This window comes from Rhodococcus marinonascens NBRC 14363, assembly GCF_001894885.1.
GTDB classification, from domain to species: domain Bacteria; phylum Actinomycetota; class Actinomycetes; order Mycobacteriales; family Mycobacteriaceae; genus Rhodococcus_F; species Rhodococcus_F marinonascens.
The window spans coordinates 68835-90304 of record NZ_BCXB01000014.1; the positions used below are offsets into that span (position 1 = coordinate 68835).

The window sequence follows — 21470 nt, forward strand, 5'->3', positions numbered from 1 at the left end:
AACCGATCGGCCTTCGGCCTTCGTGACACAGCCGAACCGATCGGCCTTCGGCCTTCGTGACACAGCCGAACAGATTGGAGGAACACACGATGAGCACCACGAGCACTGTGACCGGCACCCGGCCGCCCTTCGGCGATCTCGCCGGGGTACTGCGGGGAGCGCTGATCGAGCCGTCCGACCCCGACTACGACGGGGCCCGAGCCGTGTACAACGCCATGATCGACCGACATCCCGCCGCGATCGCGCGGTGCGCGAACGCGGCCGACATCGTCAGTTGTGTGCGATTCGCCCGCGATCGCGGTGTCGAACTGGCCGTGCGCGGAGGCGGCCACAACGCCGGCGGACTGGGTGTGTGGGACGACGCACTGGTGATCGACCTCTCCGGAATGCGGAGCACGACGGTGTCGCCATCGACCAAGACTGTCCGGGCCGACGGCACCCTGGTGACCGCGGACGCACGGTCCCACGAGGACCTCTTCTGGGCACTACGCGGCGGAGGCGGAAACTTCGGGGTGGTCACGTCCTTCACCTTCGCGTGCCACGACATCGGCGAGCACGGCTCCATCGTCGGCGGCCCTATTCTCTACGACCTCGCCGAAGTGATGCGGTGGTATCGCGAACTCCTACCCACTCTTCCGGAAGAACTCAACGGCTGGATCAGCTTGCTGACCATTCCCCCGGCCCCGCCGTTCCCGCAGTCGCTATGGGGACGCAAGGCCTGCGGCATCGTCTGGTGCTATATCGGCGCGCACAACAAGGCCGATGCGGTCCTGGCCCCGGTCCGCGAATTCGGAACACCACTGCTCGACGGACTGCGCGCGATGCCATTCACCGACCTGCAGGCAGCCTTCGATGGCCTCTATCCTGCGGGGCTGCAGTGGTACTGGCGCGCCGACTTCATGCGGGACATCTCCGACGCGGCGATCGACGTCCACCTGGAATTCGGCCGGCAACTGCCGACTGGCCACTCGACGATGCACATGTACCCAATCGACGGCGCAGCTGCGCGCGCGAGCGAGGACGACACTGCCTTCGCCTACCGTGAGGGCGGCTGGGCCGGAGTCATCGTGGGCGTCGACCCGGATCCCGCAAAACGCCGATCTGATCACGAACTGGGCCAAGCGATACTGGGAGGCACTGCATTCCACCACCGAGGGTGGTGCGTACATCAACTTCCTGATGTCGGAGGGACAGGATCGGGTTCGGTCGTCCTATCTCGGCAACTATGACCGCCTCGCACAGGTGAAACGTCGCTACGATCCCGACAATCTCTTCCACGTGAACCAGAACATCGAGCCCCAGCCGGAACCGGTGAAATGAGGCCGATCAAGACACCGGCTCGTCACGTTCCAACTCGGTCGGGCGGGCCGTGGCCGCATCCCTCGGCAGGTTCGCCTGCGCGCGGCCAGATGCGGACCCCCGCAACACGCCCGCCGGTGTCTCGGAAACGCGGTGTCTCGGAAACGCGGCGGAGGCTCCCTCTCCAGATGAAGAGGGAGCCTCCGCCGAGCGTCTGGTGGAGCTGAGGGGAATCGAACCCCTGACCTCTTCGATGCGAACGAAGCGCGCTACCAACTGCGCCACAGCCCCTCGAGCGAATCCTGCGATCCGCTCGGCAAACTCTAGCAGGCCATCCGCAGACGGGCCTAATCACCTGCACCGAAGAGGCTTTCGAACGCGAAAGCCGACTACTCGCCGGCAGCGCGGCGCAACGTGGTCTGATACATCGGCTCTTCATCGAAGTGCTCGAGGTGATCAAATTCCGGATCCCCGTCGTCCACCTCGAGGACCACGACCCCCGGTCGACGCAATCGGGCGGGGATCATGCGTAGTTCCTCGTCGCTGCGGGACTCGACCCCCAAACGCGAACGGCCTAGACGCGCTGTCCTGCGACGCCGGACCTCCCGCTCGATCTGCACCTGCTGACGGAGATAGGCCATGTATCCCACTAGCCCGACCAGGCAAGCGACGAAAGCCCACCACATCAAGGGGGAGATGATCAGGCCGAGTGCCGCGGTCGCGATCGTCGCGAGCACCAAGCCGAGAACCAATCGCTGACGGAACGCGTACTTGGCCTCACGCGCGATCGCGTCGGCCTCTGGATCGAACCCGCCCCGACCCCGGCGCGCCGGCACGTACTCGTCGACCGGGTCCTGCTCACCGTCAAAATCGTCTTCCTCTGCGTGAGTGTCCACAAGGTCCTCCGCGTCGTAGCCGAAGTGGTCCGGTTCTTCTTGCCAGTACGGATCGCTGCGGTGGCCTGCCGCGGGCCCGCGCCGCACGGGGCGCTGATCACCGCGGTACAGCACGCGGGTGGCAAGTGCCGCATCGCTCGTTTGCCAAATTCGCGGGCGATTGTTCACCAGCATAGGGACCAGAACGAAGAGCCATACGACGACGAGCCCGATCCAGAGAAACGAGTTCGGCATACGGCCACCTCCTCCCATTCGCCTACCAGCATGGATACCGCTGTTGACCCACTCAGGCTAACCGCGTGAACCCACACATCTTCGCAGACTCGCCGATCTCACCATACCCATATGTCACATGCGTAACACAAAACCGTCGCGCTCAACTACGCCGAGAGTCGGAGGAGACGATTCGGCAAACAGGACGCCGAAAGTAGAGTCCCCCAGCCGGGGATCTTGAATAATGCCAGACGAGTGCCACTAGCTGGACGATCGTCCATGCTTGTTCGGGTCGGTCACCCCCACTGAGCCTTGCCGTTTCGCACCAATGAATCGGAAACCGAACCAGGTACGTCCTCGATTGTCATTGCGACCAGGACGTGATCGCGCCACCCACCGTCGACGTCGAGGTAGCGCGCGAGCAAGCCCTCCTCGCGAAAGCCGACTTTGTGCAGGACCGCACGGCTCGCCCGGTTCTCCGGACGGACGGTGGCCTCGACGCGGTGCAATCCCACAGGGCCGAAAGCGTGATCCAATCCCAGCGCGAGGGCGCCCGTGGCCACCCCCAACCCGTTGACCTCGCTGGACACCCAGTAGCCGATCCAGGCGGACCTCAGCGCACCACGCACCACGTTGCCGATCGTGATCTGACCGCAGTAGTTGCCGTCGAGTTCGATAGCCATCGGCAACATGCGCCCCTTCCGGGCCTCCGAGCGCAGACTGCTACACAGCCCCGGCCAGCCGGTGATATGGTGTCGCGCTTCCCAGGGCGCCTCCCCGGTCGGTTCCCAGGGCTCGAGGTGCGCCTGGTCGCGAGTGCGCAGGCGACTCCAGGCCGCGGCGTCCCGCAACCTGATGGCACGCACAGTGACGACGCCGCCCTTCACCCGCAGGGGCCCGAGGTGCGGCGGCCAACCCGGATGCGTCGTCACGTCGTCGTCGCCTCACACTGTCGCATGGTCATCCTGTCTCGCACCGGGGCATCAGCTCCGCCGCGCCATCAGCTCCGCTGCGCCAGGAAGGCCACATCCACCTGGTCACCCGTGCGGACCTCGGTGACCTCAGGATCGATCAACACCAGGCAGTTGGCTTCGGCGAGGGTCGCAAGTAGGTGCGAGGAAGCGCCCGGCGCCCCACCGAGGGCCTGAACCAGGTACTCCCCCGTGGCCTCGTCGCGCATTAATTGACCGCGGAGGAATCCCTTGCGGTCCTCGATGGACGTGATGGGTGAGACGGTGCGTGCCGAAACGATGCGCCGCATCGGCTGACGTCGCCCCAGCGCGATGCGGATCAGCGGGCGCACCATCACTTCGAACACCACCAGGGCACTCACCGGATTCGACGGAAGCAGGAACGTCGGGACCTCGTCCCGTCCAAGTTGCCCGAACCCCTGCACCGATCCGGGGTGCATGGCGACCCGGTCGATCTCGAGGTTGCCGAGATCCGCGAGTGCGTCGTGGACGTCCTCGGAGGCTCCGCCGCCGACCGCACCGGCGATCACGACGATCTCGGAGCGGATCAATTGCCCCTCCACGACGTCGCGCAGACGGCCGGCATCGGTATTGGCCATGCCGACGCGGTTGACGTCGGCGCCTGCGTCTCGCGCCGCGGCGGCGAGCGCATAGGAATTGACGTCGTACACCTGACCGGGTCCGGGACTCCGGTCGACGTCAACGAGTTCACCGCCGACCGAGATGACGGACAGGCGTGGTCGGGGGTGCACGAGTACCTTGTCGCGACCGACGGCCGCTAGCAATCCGACCTGCGCGGCACCGATGATCGTGCCGGCCCTGACCGCGACATCTCCCGGTTGCACGTCGTCGCCGACCCGGCGCACGTAGTCGCCTGAGCGAACGAGTTTGTAGATCTCGACCCGAGCCCGTCCGCCGTCCGTACTTTCGAGCGGAAGCACGGCGTCGGCAAGAGTCGGCAGTGGAGCGCCCGTGTCGACCTTGACGGCCTGACGGGGTTGGAGTCGGATCGGCTGTCGCGAGCCGGCCGTAACCTCGCCTACCACTGGAAGTGACAACTCCGTGGGCGCGCCGTCCTCGTCACGGAAGTCGGAACCTGCGGACTGGACGTCGACGCTGCGAACAGCGTATCCGTCGATAGCGGCTTGATCGAAGCCGGGAAGCGGCCGTTCGGTAACCACCTCCTCGGCGCAAAGCAGCCCCTGGGCCTCGGAGATCGCCACCCGGACCGGCCGCGGTGCCACCGCCGCGGCGGTCACAATCGTCTGTTGCTCCTCGACCGACCGCAAATTCTTGCCTCCCGAACCTCTAGGAATCCGTCCGCTTCAATCGGTCGGCCAGCCATTCACGCAACGACGGGCCGAACTCGTCGCTGTCCAAGGCAAAGTCAACCGCAGCACGGAGGTAGCCGCCGGGATTTCCGAGATCGTGTCTCGTGCCGCGGTGCACGACGACGTGAACAGGATGGCCTTCCTTGATAAGGAGGGCGATGGCGTCGGTGAGTTGGAGTTCGCCGCCGGCGCCGGGTTCGATCCGTCGCAGCGCATCGAAAATCGCGCGGTCGAGGAGGTAGCGCCCGGCGGCCGCGAAGGTCGACGGAGCGTCCTCGATTGCAGGCTTCTCGACCATGCCGGTGACCTTGAGAACGTCTGGGTTGACTGCGTCGGGCACCGTCTCGACCTCGAAGACGCCGTAGGCGCTCACCTGGTCCTTGGGAACGTCGATGGCACACAGCACAGTGCCGCCACGCTTGGCCCGGACCCGGGACATCGTCTCGAGGACTCCGCGCGGCAACACCAGATCATCCGGAAGCAGCACCGCGATTACGTCCTCATCGTCGTCGAGGGCCGACTCGACACAACCGACGGCGTGTCCCAGCCCGAGCGGCTGGTCCTGCACCACAGACTCCACCTCGAGCAGTCCAGGCGCCTTGCGCACCTTCTCGAGCAGGTGATGCTTGCCGCTCGCCTCGAGCTTGCTCTCTAGAACGAGATCCTCGACGAAGTGGGCGACCACCCCGTCCTTACCTGGTGACGTCACGATGATGAGCCGGTTGGCTCCCGAATCCGCGGCCTCTCCGGCAACAAGCTCGATGCCCGGGGTATCCACAACCGGGAGCAACTCTTTCGGCACGGTCTTGGTCGCGGGGAGGAATCGCGTACCCATTCCCGCTGCCGGCACCACAGCCGTGCGAAAGGTGCCAGCGGTGTGCGGGGAGGCGTCTGTCATGCCCACACAATAACCGTGGAATCTACTCGTCAGTCACCAAGATCCTTTCAACTACTTTCGGGAACCTTTCGGCGAACGCACTCCGACCGACTCTAGGGTTGCGACATGCGAGCACGGACCAAGACCGAGTGGCGACAACTGGTGCTTTCAAGCAGACGCGCACTGTCCCGCGAGTTCCGCTCATCCGAGAATCGGTCGATTGTCGAACTTGCCACAATCGGCCTCACTCCCGGATCAACGGTCTGCACCTACATACCCACCGCACTCGAACCGGGCAGCCTCGACTTGGTCGACGCCCTTCGCCGCGTCGCTGGGCGAGTGCTCGTCCCCGTCACCCGCGACCCCGGCCCCCTCTACTGGTCCGAGTACCGAGGGGCCGACCGCCTTGCGGACGCCAACTTCGGCCTGCGCGAGCCGACAGGGCCGGTGTTCGAACCCGAAGAGATCCGGGAGGCCCGGACAGTTTTCGTTCCCGCCCTGGCAGTCGACCGGAGGGGTGTCCGACTCGGTCGCGGAGCCGGCTTCTACGACCGAACCCTCGGCCTCGCCGACCCGGACGCCCGCCTGATCGCCGTGGTCCGCGACGAAGAACTGGTTTCCGAACTGCCCGAGGACCCTCATGACGTCCGGATGGGATGGGCGCTCACCCCGGGTTCCGGACTGGTCCGACTGGGTATTGTTCCGCCGATCGAGGATGCGCGCGGGCCGAAACGAGACCCGGAATAGAACTTTAATTAGCAATGTTGGCACTGTCGACTGTAGAGTGCTAAAAACCTGAGGTTTGACTACACAGTGCGGAGGAACCCCGGTGCCCACTTACTCGTATGCGTGTTCGGAATGCGAGAACCGTTTCGACATCGCTCAGTCGTTCAGTGATGATTCCCTGACCGTCTGCCCCGCGTGCTCGGGCAAGCTCCGTAAGCTGTTCAACTCGGTCGGCATCGTGTTCAAGGGCAGCGGCTTCTACCGCACCGACAGTCGGAACTCCTCGGGTGCCGCGAGCGAGCCTGCCAAGGCCGAGTCGTCCAAGGGCGAGTCGTCCAAGGGCGAGTCGTCCAAGGGCGAGTCCGCCCCCGCTGCGAAGGCAGAAGGCTCGTCGACAGCCTCGTCCAGTTCGTCGGGCACTTCGGCGGCCGCTCCAGCCAAGGCCGCTGCCAGCTAGTTCTCGCTCATCGCACGGCTATCCACAACCTCTTGTCCGTCCACACGCGGCGTCGTCGAGCGTCCTCGAGGGCCTCGTAGTCTTCTAGCGTCGGGGCATGACGTACGAGCCCACCCCTCCAGGGCCCCGCAGGCCTAATTTCACGCACAGAAGCCTGAGCCCGTCCTGGGCCGACCGCCTGTCGGAGTTCACTCATCCCGGCTGGGCCCGCACTGTGGTCGCCAGACGGGTGCTGGCCGGAACACTGGTGTGCCTTGCTATCGCGCTGCTCGTGCGAGGAAATCCGGACTCCGACCGATCCTCAGTCGTGGTGGCCGCACGCAACCTCGAACCCGGACGCGCCCTCACAGACGCGGACGTCGAGTTGGCGGAGTGGGAAGCGGGCAGCCTGCCCGATGGCGCCGTTACCGCCGTCGCGGATGTCGCTGGTCGCACGCTTGCCGGGCCGGCCCGCGCCGGAGAGGCGCTCACCGACGTGCGAGTGCTGGGACCGCGCCTGGCCGCCGTTGCCGCAGGGATCGAGGATGCCCGCATCGTGCCGCTCCGGTTGGCTGATCCCGCTGTCACCGAACTCCTCCGTGAGGGCGACCGCGTCGATGTACTCACCGTCGATCCGCACACACCGGCGAATCCGGATCGTCAGCCCGACGCCACCGTGTTGGCCTCGCGCGCCGTCGTCGTGCTCGTGACGCCATCGGAGAACGGACGTGACCAGCGAGAACGCGTCGTGATGTTGGCTCTGCCCGCACCCGAGGCCACCATTGTCGCCGCGGCCTCCCTAACCAACGCGATCACCGTGACCTTTCATTGACGCCGAACGCTTGCGTCGAACGGTGACCCCGAACGCGCTGTCACAGACGAGACGGCCGACCTCGAACGGACACACACGGCCACCGACGACTCCGGGTCCGCACACCAACTACGTGTGCGGACCCGGAGTCAAATCTGGAAGGGAATATCAGCCCATGCTGAACGGCTGTCCCCAGAGCGTCACGGTGCTGTCGACCCGATCGGTCGAGACCTCGACGGTGGTGTAGGAACGAGCCTGCGCCATTCCGGCACACCCGGAAACACCGAAGGTCTCATCAGAGTAGGTGAAGCCGCCGCTGTTACCTTCGAAGTCGAAGTCGCTCTTGTGCGTCTCCTCGTCGTAGCTGTTCGCGTACTCGATGTCGAGAATCGACACCTTGGTGGCCTGGCCGGGAGCGATGGACATTCCGCCACCAAACACGTCGGTGCCCCCATCTAACGGGGGGGCGATCCCGCCGCCGTCACCCATGTCATCCCAGGTAGCGCCAGCGTTGGCGCCACCGCCGGCGTTGCCACCGAAGTTGATCTGGCAGCCCACGACGTAGCCGGTGTCGATGGAGCCGCCCTGGGCGTTGTCACCCTCGAGTGACACGTCGACGGTGCCCGACGCCCATACGTTGCGGTGCAGCATAGTCGCACCCATCGACGGGCTGATGGTTGCGCTGTTGCCGGTCTGACGCACGGTCACCACCGTGCCGTCGATCAGTGTCTGGGTGATCTCGCCGTCCTGCAGCGGGATGAAGGTGTCGGCATTGGCCGCACCGTTGGAGAAGAGGCCGATCGCAATGGTGGCCGCCGCGACCACGCTGGCAGCCTTTGCGCCGTGGCGCAGGGTTTTGCTGTTCATTGTTCCCCTCTAGGGTGAATGTAGCTTGGCGCGAAAAGAAGTGACGCTGGATCTGCTGACGAGCAATCAGCCCAGGCTGAACGGCTGCCCGTAGAGGGTGCTCTTGACGAAGTGGTTGCCCGGCACCGTGACGGTCGAAACCGCACGAGCCTCCGCGTGACCGCCGCAACCCTGAACTTCGAGCTGCTGGTCGCGGTACTGAACCGCCGACACACCCGGCTTCAGATCCGACTTCGAACCCAGTTCCACGAACTTGACCTCACCGGGAGCGATCGGCAACGTCATTGCAGCGCCCAAACTCGGACCGGTCAGCGAGACGCCTCCGGCGATTCCCGCCGACAGACCGGTGATGTCGATCTGGCAGCCCACGAGGTAGCCGGTGATCAACTCTGCGCCTTCCGCCGGCACATTGCCACCGAGATCGGCGAACACATCGCCGGACAGCCAGGCAACGCGGCTGGCACCGTTGGCGGCCAGCGAGGGAGACAGCAGCGCGCTCTCGGCGTTGCGGGCAATCTTCACATTGACGCCTCCGGCGTCGACAACCTTCTCACCACCGGAAAGCGGGACGAAAGTGTCGGCATTCGCAGCTCCGGTGGACATCAGACCCAGTGCAACGGCTGCGGCGGCACCCAGGCCGGCAATGCGGGCCGCGCGACGCGGTCCGGTCTTTCGGTTCTGGCTCATTCGTTCCCCTCACAAAATTCTTGCTGGTTCCCAGTCACGGCCTTCGAGACTGAGGAGTGGTCCGTGTCGGGCCAGCGCGATATCCGGAGTCCCTACGATCACGAAATGATCTCCGTATCATAACAACTTGATTACCGAACTGAAGACGGAATCACCGATGAATTTTCGGGGATCCGACTGGGCAACGGCATATCGTCCCCGCCCTCCATCCGTAGTACTGACTCGCCGAGGACAGTAACCGGCCGATGGTTGCCTAGGCAATTAATTCCGCCGGAAATGCAATAGTGATGTACGACACACCTACGATCAGGTTCGACTTGTGGTGGTTTTTCGAAGATTTGGACCGGTCCCCATACCACTGAGCAGTGGGTTTGCGCGGTGTTCACGTTATGTCCAGTAACCGTTACATGCGGTTCACCGGCTCGAAACTTTCCTGATTTCACGAAACCTCCCCGTTCCTTCCGACCCTGACGCCCTAGGCGTTCGTGAAGTCGGCAGCGCAGCGACGAGCACCCTTGCGTGATCTCCGACACACGACGTCACTCTGACGCAGAGGCCGAATGAAAGATCACGATTCACTGAAGGTCGAGTCCGCGACGGTAACTATCCGTGATGTGGGGGGCGCTGACGGCGCAGCCACTCCTCGTCGGTGTTCGACCCTTCCCCGGGTTCGCGTTCATCCGCGGTGGTATCAGGAAAGACTTCCCCGAAGATGCGCTCGAGCCGGGCCCTGTCGATCGGGGCCCGGCTCGGTGCTTCTTGCTTGTTCGGCTCGTCGTGCGGTTCCGCCTCGTCGGACCGAGTAATCGTCTCAGCCTTCCATACCGGACAATTCGGAAATCACATGTGACGCGAACGGAGTCAGAGTGGCCATGCCATCCCGCACCGCTGAGCGGGAAGATGCCAGGTTGACCACCAGTGTGCTGCCCGATACGCCGGCCAGACCCCTCGAGAGTCCCGCGTCCAGCGAACCGGCGGCGAGACCGGAGGTCCGAAGCGACTCCGAGATGCCCGGAATCTCGCGATCGAGAACCTCTGCGGTGACATCGGGGGTGACGTCACGCGGCGACACGCCGGTCCCGCCCACTGACACGACGAGGTCGACACCGCCGATGACCGCAGTGTTGAGCGCATTGCGGATCTCCACCTCGTCGGCGGCCACCGCGACGATGGCATCGACGATGAACCCTGCTACGCCCAGCAACTCTGTGACCAGCGGACCGATGGAGTCCTTACCGTCACCGTGAGCGGTGCGGTCGTCGACGATTACGACCAGCGCGTGGCCGGCCAGCGAGGCTTCGATGTCCATGGTGCCTACCGTAGTAGCCCCACCCAGAACCAATTCGACCTGCCCGAGAATCCCGGCGTTCATCAGTTTCCTCCCTGCTCGGCGGTACCAAGTGTGACGTCAACGGTTTGAGAGTTGGATCCGTCCCCGTCGGTGTAGGTGATGGACACGTTGTCTCCCGGTGAATGTGAACGAATGGCCGCGATGAGGGCGTCACCACTGTTGATGATTCGGTCGTCGACCTTGGTAATGATCGAGCCCACCGGGATTCCCGCTCCCTCCGCCGGACCGCCCGACGTGACATCGACGACGGTGGCGCCGTTGGCGGCGTCCCGCGACGGGACCTGAATCCCTATGACAGCCTGGGTTGCCGTGCCGGTCTTGACCAGCTCGTCCGCGATGCGCCGCGCCTGATCGACAGGGATGGCGAACCCGAGTCCGATGGACCCGCTCTGCTCATCAACGGCACCACCGATGGTTGCGATGGCCGTGTTGACGCCGATCAGTTGACCGTCCATATTGACGAGGGGGCCGCCGGAGTTGCCGGGGTTGATCGCGGCATCCGTCTGAACGGCATCGATCACGGTGTTCTGGTTTCCGGACTCACCGTTGGTGGACACCGGGCGGTCGATTGCCGAGATGATGCCCTGCGTGACGGTTCCCGCCAGGCCGAGGGGGGAACCGACGGCGACGACCTGCTGCCCCACCTGGATGTTTGCGGACGTTCCCAACTCGATCGGAGTGAGATCGGTCTTCCCGTCGACCTTGATGACCGCGAGATCTGAGACCGGGTCGGCGCCGACCAGTTTGGCGCCGGAGGTGCTGCCGTCCGGGAACGCGACCGTCAGGTCGCCGCCCTGAGTTGCTGCACCCGCGACGTGGTTGTTGGTGAGGATGAGGCCATCCGAGGACAGCACGATGCCGGAACCTTCACCACCGGATCCGCCTGCTGTCGCCACCTCGATCTGGACGACACTCGGAACCACTTTGTTCGCCACTGCCTGCACCGAGCCTGCCGGAGCGTTCGCGGCGGGAGTCGCACTGTTGTCCCTGGGGGCGTCGAGAGAGTTGATCACCGAGGCACCGTTGCCTGCCCTGTCGGTGGCGATGGAGCCCACGACGCCGCCGACGCCGCCGCCCACCAGAGCGAGCGCCAGAGCGCCCAACATGATGGCGATGCGGACGGGCCGCTTGGTCGCGGTCGATCCAACAGCAGGTTGCCCAGGTTCCTGATAGCCAGATTCCTGATAGCCGGGGTAGCCGGCGTACGGGCCCTGAATAGCCTCCTGCCGTGGCTGCGCATGCTGAGGCCGGAAGTCCTGCGGACTGCCGGGCTGGGCGTTTGCGAACTGCTCTGTGGGCTGTTGCGGCCCGCCGTACGGGTTGCCCTGAAGGTAACCGGGAGATCCGTGGACCGGCTGACCGGTCGGGAGGCCCGTCGGGTTGTGCGGAGCGGCCGGGAACTGTTCGGTCGGCTGGTGACCCGGAACGTGCTGAGGGTGGACCGGTTGGCCAGAGCGTGCGTCATGCCCGCCACCGGTGCTGTTGTGACTGCCACTGTTCTGATTGCCACTGTCGTGGTTCTGATTGCCACTGTCGTGACTGTGCCGATCGTCGGTCATCGCATTCACCTCCATTTGCTTGCGACTGGCCCCCCGGGGGCAGTCGCACCGTCTCTGCATATGAGGATGCACGATGGGACTGAGAGCCACCTGAGACGGGCCTATTCGTTTGCCCAGACCCCGAAATCAGAGGCTCTAGAACCCCTGTCCCCTGTTCCGAGCTTCTTACTCAGGCTATTCCACATCGCATTCACCCGGAAGTACGATACTGATCAGAGCACCACCCCGCTCGGAGACGTCCACGGTGATCGTGCCGCCGTGCTTGATCACGACCTGCCGGACGATCGCCAGTCCCAGACCCGAACCGGGCATCGAGCGCGAAGCGGTGGAACGGTAGAAGCGGTCGAAAATCAACTCCCGGTCCTCCTCTGGAATGCCCGGACCAGCGTCGTCGACCGTCAACGCCAGAAGTCCTTCGCCTACCGGTTTCATCGTCACCCACACCTCCGAACCGGCGGGGCTCCATTTCGCTGCGTTGTCGAACACGTTGAGCACCGCTCGCGACAACCCTGCATGGTCGCCATAGACGAACCAGGGAACGGTGACGGCGGTGAAGTCGATCTCGTTGCGCCGGCGGCGCGCCCGCTCGAGGCACCGGTCCACGACCTCGCTGAGATCGACTCTCTCGAACACCGTTTCCGGTGCTTCGTCTCGAGCAAGATCCACAAGGTTGCCTACCAACTGGGAGAGTTCCTCGATCTGGGCTATCACGTCAGTATGCAGTTCCGCCATGTCTTCGTCTGGAATATGGCGCGCCCCAGGACGACTCGACGCAATCAGCAACTCCATGTTGGTACGCAGCGACGTGAGCGGTGTCCGCAGTTCATGACCCGCGTCGGCGACCAGCCTGCTCTGCCGTTCCCGCGATTCCGCCAACGCTCGCAGCATGGTGTTGAAACTCTCGGTGAGCCGCGCGAGTTCGTCGTTGCCCGTCACCGGTATAGGTGTCAGGTCGTCGGTTCGGGCCACTCGTTCCGTGGCGGCTGTGAGCCAGCCGACCGGACGCAGGCCGGTGCGGCCCACGGTCGTTCCAGCGACAGCCGCAAGGACGACGCCGCACCCGCCGACGACCAACAGCACCCAGGCCAACTGCTCGAGCACAGCATCTGTGGGTGCCAATCGCTGCGCAATGACAAGGGTGCTGCCGTCCAGGGTGCGCTCGGCCAGTACTCGTTGCTTTTTGACCGTCCGCATCGACATATGCTGCTCGCCGCGAGCCACCGTCAGTTCGGCTTCGCCGATCGGGACACTGGTCCCCGGCGGAGTGTATGTGTCGAGGTCCGGGAAGATCAGCGCCACACTGATGTCGGTCGTGTAGAGCGTCGCGCCGGCAATGTAGCGGGGATCGAATGTCACGAGGTTGCTGTCGATCAGCGCCGCCGCGCGGGTACGGAGTTGGTTGTCGACATCGGCGTACAACGCCCGCGAGACCATGGCGTACGCGGCAATCGCCATCACGGCCACCGCGATAGCCACCACGGACGCGGCGAGAAGCGTGACCCGCCACCGCAACGACACCGACCGCGTCAGCGGCATCGGCGGTCGCGTCTCCGGTGTCAGTGGAATCGGCCCCGTGGCGTGGCGGGACGGTTGATGCGAGTCGGGCTTCTCCGACCTCGACTTGTCGACGGTCCGATGGAATGGAACCTCCATCACGGAGGAGTCTCCCGCAGCACATAGCCCACTCCTCGAACGGTGTGCAACAGGCGTAACTCGCCATCTGCCTCAGTCTTGCGACGGAGGTATCCGATGTAGACCTCCAGCGCGTTGCCGGACGTCGGGAAGTCGTAACCCCACACCTCTTCGAGGATGCGGCCGCGGGTAAGCACCCGGCGCGGGTTAGCCATCAGCATCTCGAGTAGCGAGAACTCGGTGCGGGTGAGACTGATCGACCGGTCACCGCGCGTCACCTCGCGAGTGACCGGATCGAGGGCGAGGTCCTCGAACGTCATCTTCTCCGTGCCGATACCCGGCTCGGGTATGGCTCGACGCAACAATGCGCGAAGTCGGGCGAGCAACTCCTCCAGGGCGAACGGCTTCGGAAGATAGTCGTCGGCTCCGGCGTCCAGGCCCGACACCCGCTCCGACACGGAGTCGCGTGCCGTGAGGACGAGAATCGGCAGATCGTCGCCGATGCTCCGCAGACGCCGGCAGACCTCGAGACCGTCCAGTCGCGGCATCATCACGTCGAGCACCAGCGCGTCGGGACGCGTGGCGGCCAATTTCTCCAGAGCATCGATGCCGTCGACGGCCAACTCCACGGAGTATCCGTTGAAGCTGAGTGACCGCCGCAAAGACTCCCTCACAGCGCGATCGTCGTCGACCACCAGTATGCGCATACTCGATAGTTTGGCCTGATCGACTGAGATATGTCTAAGAAGGGTGGATTCTGGCGCGGCGAGGGGGTCGGCCCGCGGGCTGCCCCGCAGCGTCTGCCCCGCCACTCGAGTCCGGTACGATTGCGCAATCAAGACGCTGCGGATGGACGTCCGCGTGGCCACCGGAGGAACTTCGGGCTCTCTTGCGTGTGTGTTCGCGAGATTGCGCACCACGGGGAGCTGCCAGGCGTCCACAAGTCGAGCTTGTAAAGGAAGAAGATGGCAGTCAAGAGAGCACCGTCGAAGAAGCCGCGTCCTGTAGAAGGCCGCAAGCCTAAGAAGAACCCGTTGTTCGCGGCCAAGATCGAGCACGTCGATTACAAGGACATCAACCTCCTCCGCACGTTCATCTCGGATCGCGGCAAGATCCGCAGCCGCCGCGTGACGGGTCTGACCCCGCAGCAGCAGCGTCAGGTCGCAGTCGCGGTCAAGAACGCTCGGGAGATGGCTCTGCTGCCTTTCACGAGCCGGTAACTCCCGTAGGCACCGAAAAGGCCGCGTAATCCTCGGATCACGCGGCCTTTGTCGTGCCGATCCGTCGTGTCCGAGAATTGCGCGTGTCCCCAAACTTCATCACAGGACGGCGCTACCGTGGCTTATGCGCGCAATTGTCCTGGTGGTGCTGGCCTGCCTCGCCATCGCCGGGTGCGGGTCCGGTTCGAACACTGACGAACCGACGACGCCCCCGGAGGTCACGTCCGCCGTCGATCCGAGCGAGAGCATTCCGCGATCGAGGATGCCCCGCCCCTCAGAGGTGCCGGGCCAGGAGTTCGGCACCGTGTTTGCGCCGCGTCCCGACATCGTGCGAGCGAATCCGACACCGTTCGAGTCGTGGTCACGCACGGACAGCGATAACATTGCGATCCACTTCGTTACCGGAACCCCGGAGTGCTACGGCGCCTATGCGACCGCAACCGAGACCGACACCAGCGTCACAATCTCACTGCGCACTGGCGCTCTCCCGGAGTCGGCCGACAAGATGTGCATCCTCGTCGCGGTCTTCGCCACCATGGAAATCGAGTTGCAGACACCCCTCGGCAATCGGCAGGTGATCGACGGATGACTGGACATCGTCATGATTGCCAAGCGATGATCGCGAGCAGCAACTCCGCCCGCACCCGCGCCACCTCGAGCCTGCAGTCGATCAACGATTCGATCCTCGCCATCCGACTACGCAGTGTGTGCCGGTGCACACTCATCGCCGCCGCCGCCGACTCCCAGTGCCCGTTGGCCTCGAGAAACGCCCGCAGCGACCGCAGCAATTCGGTTCCGTTGACGCGGTCGTAATCAGCGATCGGCGCAATCATCGTGTCCGCCAAAGAATCCAGAACCTCTCGAGTGGCACTGAACGCCAGCAGTGCACTGCCTGTGAGTGCCGAGAACTCCAACGGTTCCACCCCCAACTCGGTGGCCGACGCCGCGAGTCGCGACTGTTCGATGGCGGCCACTAGACCGGCCACCTCGCGCCTTCCGCTCAATCCGACGCGAACCGCCTTCCGTTCGGGCCTCAGCAACGTGCGCAGCATCTCCCGCGCAAAATTGATGTCATCGGTCCCCCGCAGCACAATGGTGAGCCGGATGCCCTGCCTGCACGAGAAGAGTTGCCGCCCAGCCGTGTTCATCGAGGCTGAGACGGCCGACTCCACCCGCTCCGCGAGCGCCGCGGTCTCGGCGACTACCGTGAGACCACGTACCATCCCGTCAGCATCAGCCGCGTGCCGAATCTGCGCCCATGCCGGCGCGAGGTCGCGGTCCTCGGTGAGCAGCAGCCCGAGCGCGTGCGAGTTGAGCCGATTCTGTGCCGTCCTGAGCCGCTCCGGTTTCTCGAAATCCAACGCGAGCAACGAACTCGCGTGGCCGAGCAAGATCTGGTCGACGTGACTGAGCGCCCCTTGGCCGATTACGGCTAGGTAGCCGCGGGGTGTTGCCCCGACGCCGATCTGCTGAACCGTGATGGAAGCCCCCGAGCGTGCCAGCGCGACCCGGCTCGACGCCCCGCCAGTGCCGCCCCTCATCACCTTCTTCAGCTCTCCGAGCACGTCGTCTTCCAGTTGCGTCGGGTGAGACTCGAGTACCTGGCCGGAGAGGTCGAGGAGCAGCACGGTTGCCGACGTCGCGAGAGCCAGCTCGCGCACCGTGGCTGCGGTCCCGCCCTGGATGACGGCGCGCGTCATCCGCGGTTGCGCCCGCGACGCCCGCAGGACCGACTCGTACTCTTGTTCCGCGAGTCGGTTCATCACCCGTTTCACCACGGCCGCGAACGGTGTCGGCAGTGGCACTTCGAGCAGGGGCAACCCGATCTCGTCGGCGACGACCACAAGGTCGTCAGGAAGCTCAGGGTGCGAGAGACCGGTGCCAAACCCCAGGGCAGCCACGCCGGCCTCACTCAGCCCTCGCATATAGTGCGCGCGGTCGGCGGCCGTCGACGGAAGCCGGATTCCGGTCGTGAGCAGCAGCTCCCCACCCGAAAGCCACCGGGCGGGGTCGACCAGTTCGGTGGTGTGGGCGAATGTGATCTCGTTGCCGAGACCCGCAGCGCCACCCTTCAACTCGAGAGCCAAGTCCTGCTGCGCCAGAATCCAGCGAACGGGAACGGTCATGTCAGCTCCTGCGCGATCGACTCCTGCGCAGCTACCGTCGGAAGTCGTTTCACGGGGATCGGTCGCGGTAGGGACAACGCAGGACAAGTTGTCTAGCTGGACCCCGACGACTACTCCATCATGTCAGACGTCACTCCCGAATAGATGGCGCTGGTCAGGTTTCAGCCTCGCACCACCTCGAAAAGGGCAGGCCCCTCACCGACGCCCCGAAGGGATCGGATCCGGCATCTGCTGGATGAACGGATCCGGCGTGAACGGACCGCACACCGCCTCGGCGTCGGCGCGCTTCTCCTCGGTGATCGCCGGACTGGGCCGGCTCGAGACGAACAACCACCGCGGGGACTCCGGTGTGGATCCGTCCGCCGCAGGCTCGGTGGTCCACCGCACCCATCTGCTCGTCGATGCCGACGCCCGCCGTCTCCCACTCGGCGGCCTGCACGCGCAGTGGCTCCGGGCTCCACCGCCGCGCCTGCGTCTTGGTCGCCGACGCCATCAGAACCGCTCCCCAACTCTCGACAAGCCATCCGCCGTGCCCTGATCGGAAAGCTCGTATTCTGCGGCGTTCGCTACAGCGGACTCGGACACCTGCCGCAGCTTTCTGCCACCGCCCGCGTTGCCGCCGTAGCAGCACGCGCGCCGTCGCCGCAGGCTGCAGCGAACTAGGAACCGGTCAACCCCGTCGTCACACCCTCGACAGCGTCACCGCACTCGACTTCGGACAACGCGTCACCCCCCGCCGCGACCCGGCTCCACATACAACTCGCCGCCCCCCTCGAGCCCAAACACCTTCACAACCCCTCCACCGGCGAACCGTCCGTTTCCGCCGGTACCCTACCAAGACGAACCTACATTGCCGTCCGTCCACTTACCGATGTCCGTACGTCTACAGCAAGGGGAACGAGTGTCGCATCCATCGCCGCCCGCACCATCGGGTATCGATCCGTTGACCGGCGCACTGGATCGGCTCAATCAGGTGCTCACGACCGCACGCGGCAGCGCAGAAAGTGCGACCGGCAGCCTCGTCGTCGAGACCAGCGGAAATGGGACCATCGAGATCGCGCACATCGACGACCAACTCGCCTCCGGCCACGATCGGGAACTGGCAGCGGCCCTCAACGGACTGATCCGCGCCAGCCGAGAGCAAGCTCTCTCCAGCACTCGAAACGCGTTGGACGACTTCAGATCCGACCCCCGGATCGCCGAAGCCGCTTCGGCTATCGAAGATGCCATCGCGAAACCGCCATCCACCGATCCGACTCCCAGGCTGCGGCCTGCGAATACCGAATACCGAATACTACGACCACGAAGCCGCTCAGGACTTCCATACTGGCAACGCCACCGTCGCACACTTTTGCGGCCCGCATGACCCGGCCCGCGTAAGCCCTTGCCGCCACTGGCAGGTGAGCCGTCAACAGCTATCGACACGTACGTTGAGGGGCACTTTCCACGATCAGGCTGGACAATTCGGTGTGGCAATGCGGAAGTTTTTGGCCATTTTGGCAGCTATCCCCGCCTCCGGAAGCAGCGCACACTCATCGGCATCACGCACGTCATCGGCGCTGACGACCGACGTCGTCCCACCCGATCTCACCCCGCCACGACCCGGAGGACCGCACCACGATGAACGCCATCCACTACCGGTTGCCACAGAAGCGCGCCCTGCTCACCAACCTCCCCGGACCGAAGTCGGTGGCGCTGACCGCTCGCCGGAAGGCGACCGTGGCCGCGGGCGTCGGCTCCGTCGTCCCCGTGTACGCGGCGGATGCCGACGGCGGGGTGGTCGTCGACGTCGACGGCAACTCCCTGATCGACCTCGGCTCGGGGATCGCGGTCACCAGCGTCGGCGCCTCCGATCCGGCTGTCGCCGAGGCCGTTCGGGAGCAGGTCGGGCACTTCACCCACACCTGTTTCATGGTCACCCCCTACGAGAGCTACGTTCGGGTCGCCGAGGAACTCGCCGCCCTCACTCCGGGCGACCACGAGAAGCGCACCGTCCTGTTCAACTCGGGCGCGGAGGCGGTCGAGAACGCGATCAAGGTTGCCCGCCTCGCCACCGGCAGGGAGGCCGTCGTCGCGTTCGACCACGCTTACCACGGTCGCACCAGCCTGACGATGGCCCTGACGGCCAAGTCGATGCCCTACAAGGCTCACTTCGGACCGTTCGCGCCCGAGGTCTACCGGCTCCCGATGTCGTACCCGTACCGCGACCAGGACGGACTGACCGGAGTGCAGGCCGCCGAGCGCGCCGTCAACCAGATGGAGAAGCAGATCGGGGCGGATTCCCTCGCGGCGATCATCATCGAGCCGATCCAAGGCGAGGGCGGATTCATCGTCCCCGCCGAGGGGTTCCTCCCCACGTTGGTGGCCTGGGCTCGCGCCAACGGTGTCGTATTCATCGCAGACGAAGTGCAGACGGGCTTCTCCCGCACCGGCGCCTGGTTCGCCTGTGAACACGAGGGCGTCGTCCCGGACATCATCACCATGGCCAAGGGTATGGCCGGCGGCATGCCACTCTCCGCGATCACCGGCCGCGCCGAACTTCTCGATAAGGTGCACCCCGGTGGACTCGGTGGCACCTACGGCGGCAACCCCGTTGCCTGCGCCGCCGCTCTCGCCGCGATCGACAGCATGCGCACCTTCGATCTCCCCGGACGTGCAAGGCACATCGGCGAGATCGCTCTGCCCCGTCTCGATGCCCTGGCCGCCGACGTCGGAATTATCGGCGACGTCCGCGGTCGCGGTGCGATGCTCGCAATGGAGTTCGTCAAACCCGGCACGGACGAACCGGATGCGGAACTGACGAAGACCATCGCCGCACGCGCCCTCGAACAAGGTGTCGTCCTACTGACCTGCGGAACCTACGGCAATGTAATCCGGCTACTTCCTCCGTTGGTGATCGGCGACGACCTGCTCAATGACGCGCTGACCGTCATCGAGAAGATCGTCCGCTCTCTCGCCTGACCACCAGTCTCCCGACAAGGACTCCCATGACTGATTTCGAACGACTCCGTGAAACCCTGCCCACCGGTCTGTGGATCGACGGCGCCCAGACCGACCCGATCGACGGCGGCACTTTCGCCGTCCACGACCCGGCGACTGGAACACTCATCGCTGACGTCGCCGACGCCGGCGGCAAGGACGCAATTCGCGCACTGGACTCGGCCGCCGCGGCCGGGGAGGAGTGGGCGGCGACCGCGCCGCGGCAGCGCTCGATCATTCTGCGCTCCGCGTGGGAGAAGGTCGTCGAGCGCACTGAGGACCTCGCACTGCTGATGACGATGGAAATGGGAAAGGCCCAGCGCGAGAGTAGGGGCGAAGTGAACTATGGAGCCGAGTTTCTCCGCTGGTTCAGCGAGGAAGCTGTCCGAATTCAGGGCCGCTACACCACGTCCCCGTCGGGTAGTGGACGAATCCTGGTCACCAAGGTGCCCGTCGGACCCGTCCTGGCCGTCACCCCCTGGAACTTTCCCCTCGCAATGGGCACCCGCAAGATCGGTCCCGCCCTTGCTGCCGGGTGCACGATCATCGTCAAGCCCGCCGAAGACACCCCGCTCACCATGCTGCTGCTCGCCGAGATCTTCGCCGAGGCCGGCCTGCCCGCCGGTGTGCTGTCGGTGCTGCCCGCATCGAACGCACCCGCCGTCACCGAACCCCTCCTCGCGGACCCCCGACTGCGAAAAGTGACGTTCACCGGGTCGACGCGGGTCGGCAAGATCCTTATCGAACAATCCGCGCAGCAAGTTCTGCGCACGTCGATGGAACTCGGCGGCAACGCCCCGTTCGTGGTCTTCGACGACGCCGACATCGACGCCGCGATCGAGGGTGCGATGGCCGCCAAGATGCGCAACGGTGGCGAGGCCTGCACCGCTGCCAACCGAATCATCGTCGCCAACTCGGTGCGCGCGGAGTTCACCGTCAAACTCACGGACCGGATCGCCGCGCTCACCGTCGGACCGGGTTCCGAGGACGGCACCGACGTCGGTCCCCTCGTGAACGAGAAGCAACGCCGCAACGTCGCCGCACTCGTCGACGACGCTGTCTCCGCGGGTGCGCGGGTCCGCACCGGCGGCAAGTCCGTCGACGGTCCCGGCTACTTCTTCGAGCCCACCGTCCTCGACGAGGTACCTGTGAGTTCGCGGATAGTCCGCGAGGAGATCTTCGGACCCGTCGCCGCGATCACCGGGTTCGACACCGAGGCGGAGGGCATTGCCGCCGCAAACGACACCGAATATGGTCTCGCCGCGTACATCTACACGCAGAACATCGATCGCGCATTTCGCGTCGCCGACAAACTCGAAAGCGGCATGGTAGGAGTCAACCGCGGTGTGGTCTCCGATGTCGCTGCGCCGTTCGGAGGAGTCAAGCAGTCCGGACTCGGCAGTGAGGGCGGCAGCGAAGGGATCGAGGAATACCTTGAGACCAAGTACGTCGCCTTCGAGTAATTCCGACCTCGCATAATTTCGACCCG

Annotated in this window: 20 protein-coding genes, 1 tRNA gene and 2 pseudogenes; 11 read left to right on the forward strand and 12 right to left on the reverse strand. The window is 65.0% G+C overall.

From position 1 onward, the window contains the following. Positions 1-89: 89 nt before the first annotated feature. Positions 90-1320: pseudogene (locus RM2_RS12330) on the forward strand (FAD-binding oxidoreductase). Positions 1321-1514: 194 nt separating this feature from the next. Here the strand turns inward: RM2_RS12330 and RM2_RS12335 are convergent. From RM2_RS12335 to RM2_RS12355, 5 genes are all read right to left on the reverse strand, one after another. After that, a tRNA-Ala gene (locus tag RM2_RS12335) sits at positions 1515-1590 on the reverse strand. Between the two features lie 98 nt (positions 1591-1688). Beyond that, positions 1689-2429: a divisome protein SepX/GlpR gene (gene sepX / locus RM2_RS12340; protein ID WP_072689597.1), complete on the reverse strand. Its 741-nt coding sequence runs from the start codon at positions 2427-2429 to the stop codon at positions 1689-1691. 275 nt (positions 2430-2704) lie between these two features. Further along, positions 2705-3340, reverse strand: a complete 636-nt coding sequence (locus RM2_RS12345) for a GNAT family N-acetyltransferase (protein ID WP_072689599.1) — start codon at positions 3338-3340, stop codon at positions 2705-2707. 68 nt (positions 3341-3408) lie between these two features. Continuing rightward, positions 3409-4668: a molybdotransferase-like divisome protein Glp gene (gene glp / locus RM2_RS12350; protein ID WP_072689601.1), complete on the reverse strand. Its 1260-nt coding sequence runs from the start codon at positions 4666-4668 to the stop codon at positions 3409-3411. Between the two features lie 19 nt (positions 4669-4687). Further along, on the reverse strand, positions 4688-5608 hold the full coding sequence (locus RM2_RS12355) for a UTP--glucose-1-phosphate uridylyltransferase (protein WP_072689603.1): 921 nt from the start codon (positions 5606-5608) through the stop codon (positions 4688-4690). Between the two features lie 105 nt (positions 5609-5713). Between RM2_RS12355 and RM2_RS12360 the strand changes: the two genes are divergently transcribed. From RM2_RS12360 to RM2_RS12370, 3 genes are all read left to right on the forward strand, one after another. Beyond that, the gene (locus RM2_RS12360; RefSeq protein ID WP_072689606.1) at positions 5714-6334 is read left to right on the forward strand and encodes a 5-formyltetrahydrofolate cyclo-ligase; all 621 of its coding nucleotides are present in this window, start codon (positions 5714-5716) and stop codon (positions 6332-6334) included. 82 nt (positions 6335-6416) lie between these two features. Then, positions 6417-6770 (forward strand): FmdB family zinc ribbon protein, encoded by a 354-nt coding sequence (locus RM2_RS12365; protein ID WP_072689608.1) that lies wholly within the window; start codon positions 6417-6419, stop codon positions 6768-6770. A 97-nt stretch (positions 6771-6867) separates the two neighbouring features. Next, positions 6868-7581, forward strand: coding sequence for an SAF domain-containing protein (locus RM2_RS12370; RefSeq protein ID WP_072689610.1), 714 nt, complete (start codon positions 6868-6870; stop codon positions 7579-7581). A 147-nt stretch (positions 7582-7728) separates the two neighbouring features. Here the strand turns inward: RM2_RS12370 and RM2_RS12375 are convergent, their stop codons facing one another. The 6 genes from RM2_RS12375 to RM2_RS12405 all read right to left on the reverse strand — a co-directional run bounded on the left by RM2_RS12375 (position 7729) and on the right by RM2_RS12405 (position 14363). Then, the gene (locus RM2_RS12375; protein WP_072689613.1) at positions 7729-8427 is read right to left on the reverse strand and encodes an MspA family porin; all 699 of its coding nucleotides are present in this window, start codon (positions 8425-8427) and stop codon (positions 7729-7731) included. Between the two features lie 66 nt (positions 8428-8493). Beyond that, positions 8494-9114, reverse strand: a complete 621-nt coding sequence (locus RM2_RS12380; RefSeq protein ID WP_072689616.1) for an MspA family porin — start codon at positions 9112-9114, stop codon at positions 8494-8496. An 811-nt stretch (positions 9115-9925) separates the two neighbouring features. Beyond that, the gene (locus RM2_RS12390) at positions 9926-10486 is read right to left on the reverse strand and encodes a MogA/MoaB family molybdenum cofactor biosynthesis protein (protein ID WP_072689619.1); all 561 of its coding nucleotides are present in this window, start codon (positions 10484-10486) and stop codon (positions 9926-9928) included. Next, complete coding sequence (locus tag RM2_RS12395) at positions 10486-12024, reverse strand: S1C family serine protease (RefSeq protein WP_072689782.1); 1539 nt, start codon at positions 12022-12024, stop codon at positions 10486-10488. The genes RM2_RS12390 and RM2_RS12395 overlap by 1 nt, the downstream gene beginning before the upstream one ends. Positions 12025-12198: 174 nt before the next feature. Then, positions 12199-13677: a HAMP domain-containing sensor histidine kinase gene (locus RM2_RS12400; RefSeq protein WP_072689622.1), complete on the reverse strand. Its 1479-nt coding sequence runs from the start codon at positions 13675-13677 to the stop codon at positions 12199-12201. Beyond that, positions 13677-14363: a response regulator transcription factor gene (locus tag RM2_RS12405; protein ID WP_072689625.1), complete on the reverse strand. Its 687-nt coding sequence runs from the start codon at positions 14361-14363 to the stop codon at positions 13677-13679. Before RM2_RS12405 ends, RM2_RS12400 begins: the two co-directional genes overlap by 1 nt. Before the next feature lie 75 nt (positions 14364-14438). Between RM2_RS12405 and RM2_RS12410 the strand changes: the two are divergent. The 3 genes and pseudogenes from RM2_RS12410 to RM2_RS12420 all read left to right on the forward strand — a co-directional run. Next, a pseudogene (locus tag RM2_RS12410) lies at positions 14439-14612 on the forward strand (uS14 family ribosomal protein); the annotation flags it as partial. Between the two features lie 9 nt (positions 14613-14621). After that, positions 14622-14876 (forward strand): 30S ribosomal protein S18, encoded by a 255-nt coding sequence (rpsR, locus tag RM2_RS12415; protein WP_009478875.1) that lies wholly within the window; start codon positions 14622-14624, stop codon positions 14874-14876. A gap of 124 nt (positions 14877-15000) precedes the next feature. Then, positions 15001-15465 (forward strand): hypothetical protein, encoded by a 465-nt coding sequence (locus RM2_RS12420; protein WP_072689628.1) that lies wholly within the window; start codon positions 15001-15003, stop codon positions 15463-15465. 10 nt (positions 15466-15475) lie between these two features. Here the strand turns inward: RM2_RS12420 and RM2_RS12425 are convergent, their stop codons facing one another. Next, entirely contained in the window at positions 15476-17002 is a 1527-nt protein-coding gene (locus tag RM2_RS12425) for a PucR family transcriptional regulator (protein ID WP_072689631.1), read from the reverse strand. Positions 17003-17252: 250 nt separating this feature from the next. Here RM2_RS12425 and RM2_RS12430 point away from each other — a divergent pair, with 250 nt between their 5' ends. The 4 genes from RM2_RS12430 to RM2_RS12445 all read left to right on the forward strand — a co-directional run bounded on the left by RM2_RS12430 (position 17253) and on the right by RM2_RS12445 (position 21444). Further along, complete coding sequence (locus tag RM2_RS12430; protein ID WP_139277755.1) at positions 17253-17540, forward strand: hypothetical protein; 288 nt, start codon at positions 17253-17255, stop codon at positions 17538-17540. Between the two features lie 363 nt (positions 17541-17903). Beyond that, a complete protein-coding gene (locus RM2_RS12435; protein WP_072689637.1) occupies positions 17904-18368 on the forward strand; it encodes a hypothetical protein in 465 nt (154 codons plus the stop codon). A 254-nt stretch (positions 18369-18622) separates the two neighbouring features. Further along, a complete protein-coding gene (gabT, locus tag RM2_RS12440; protein WP_072689640.1) occupies positions 18623-19963 on the forward strand; it encodes a 4-aminobutyrate--2-oxoglutarate transaminase in 1341 nt (446 codons plus the stop codon). A gap of 26 nt (positions 19964-19989) precedes the next feature. Then, on the forward strand, positions 19990-21444 hold the full coding sequence (locus RM2_RS12445; RefSeq protein ID WP_072689643.1) for an NAD-dependent succinate-semialdehyde dehydrogenase: 1455 nt from the start codon (positions 19990-19992) through the stop codon (positions 21442-21444). The last annotated feature ends 26 nt before the right edge of the window (positions 21445-21470 follow it).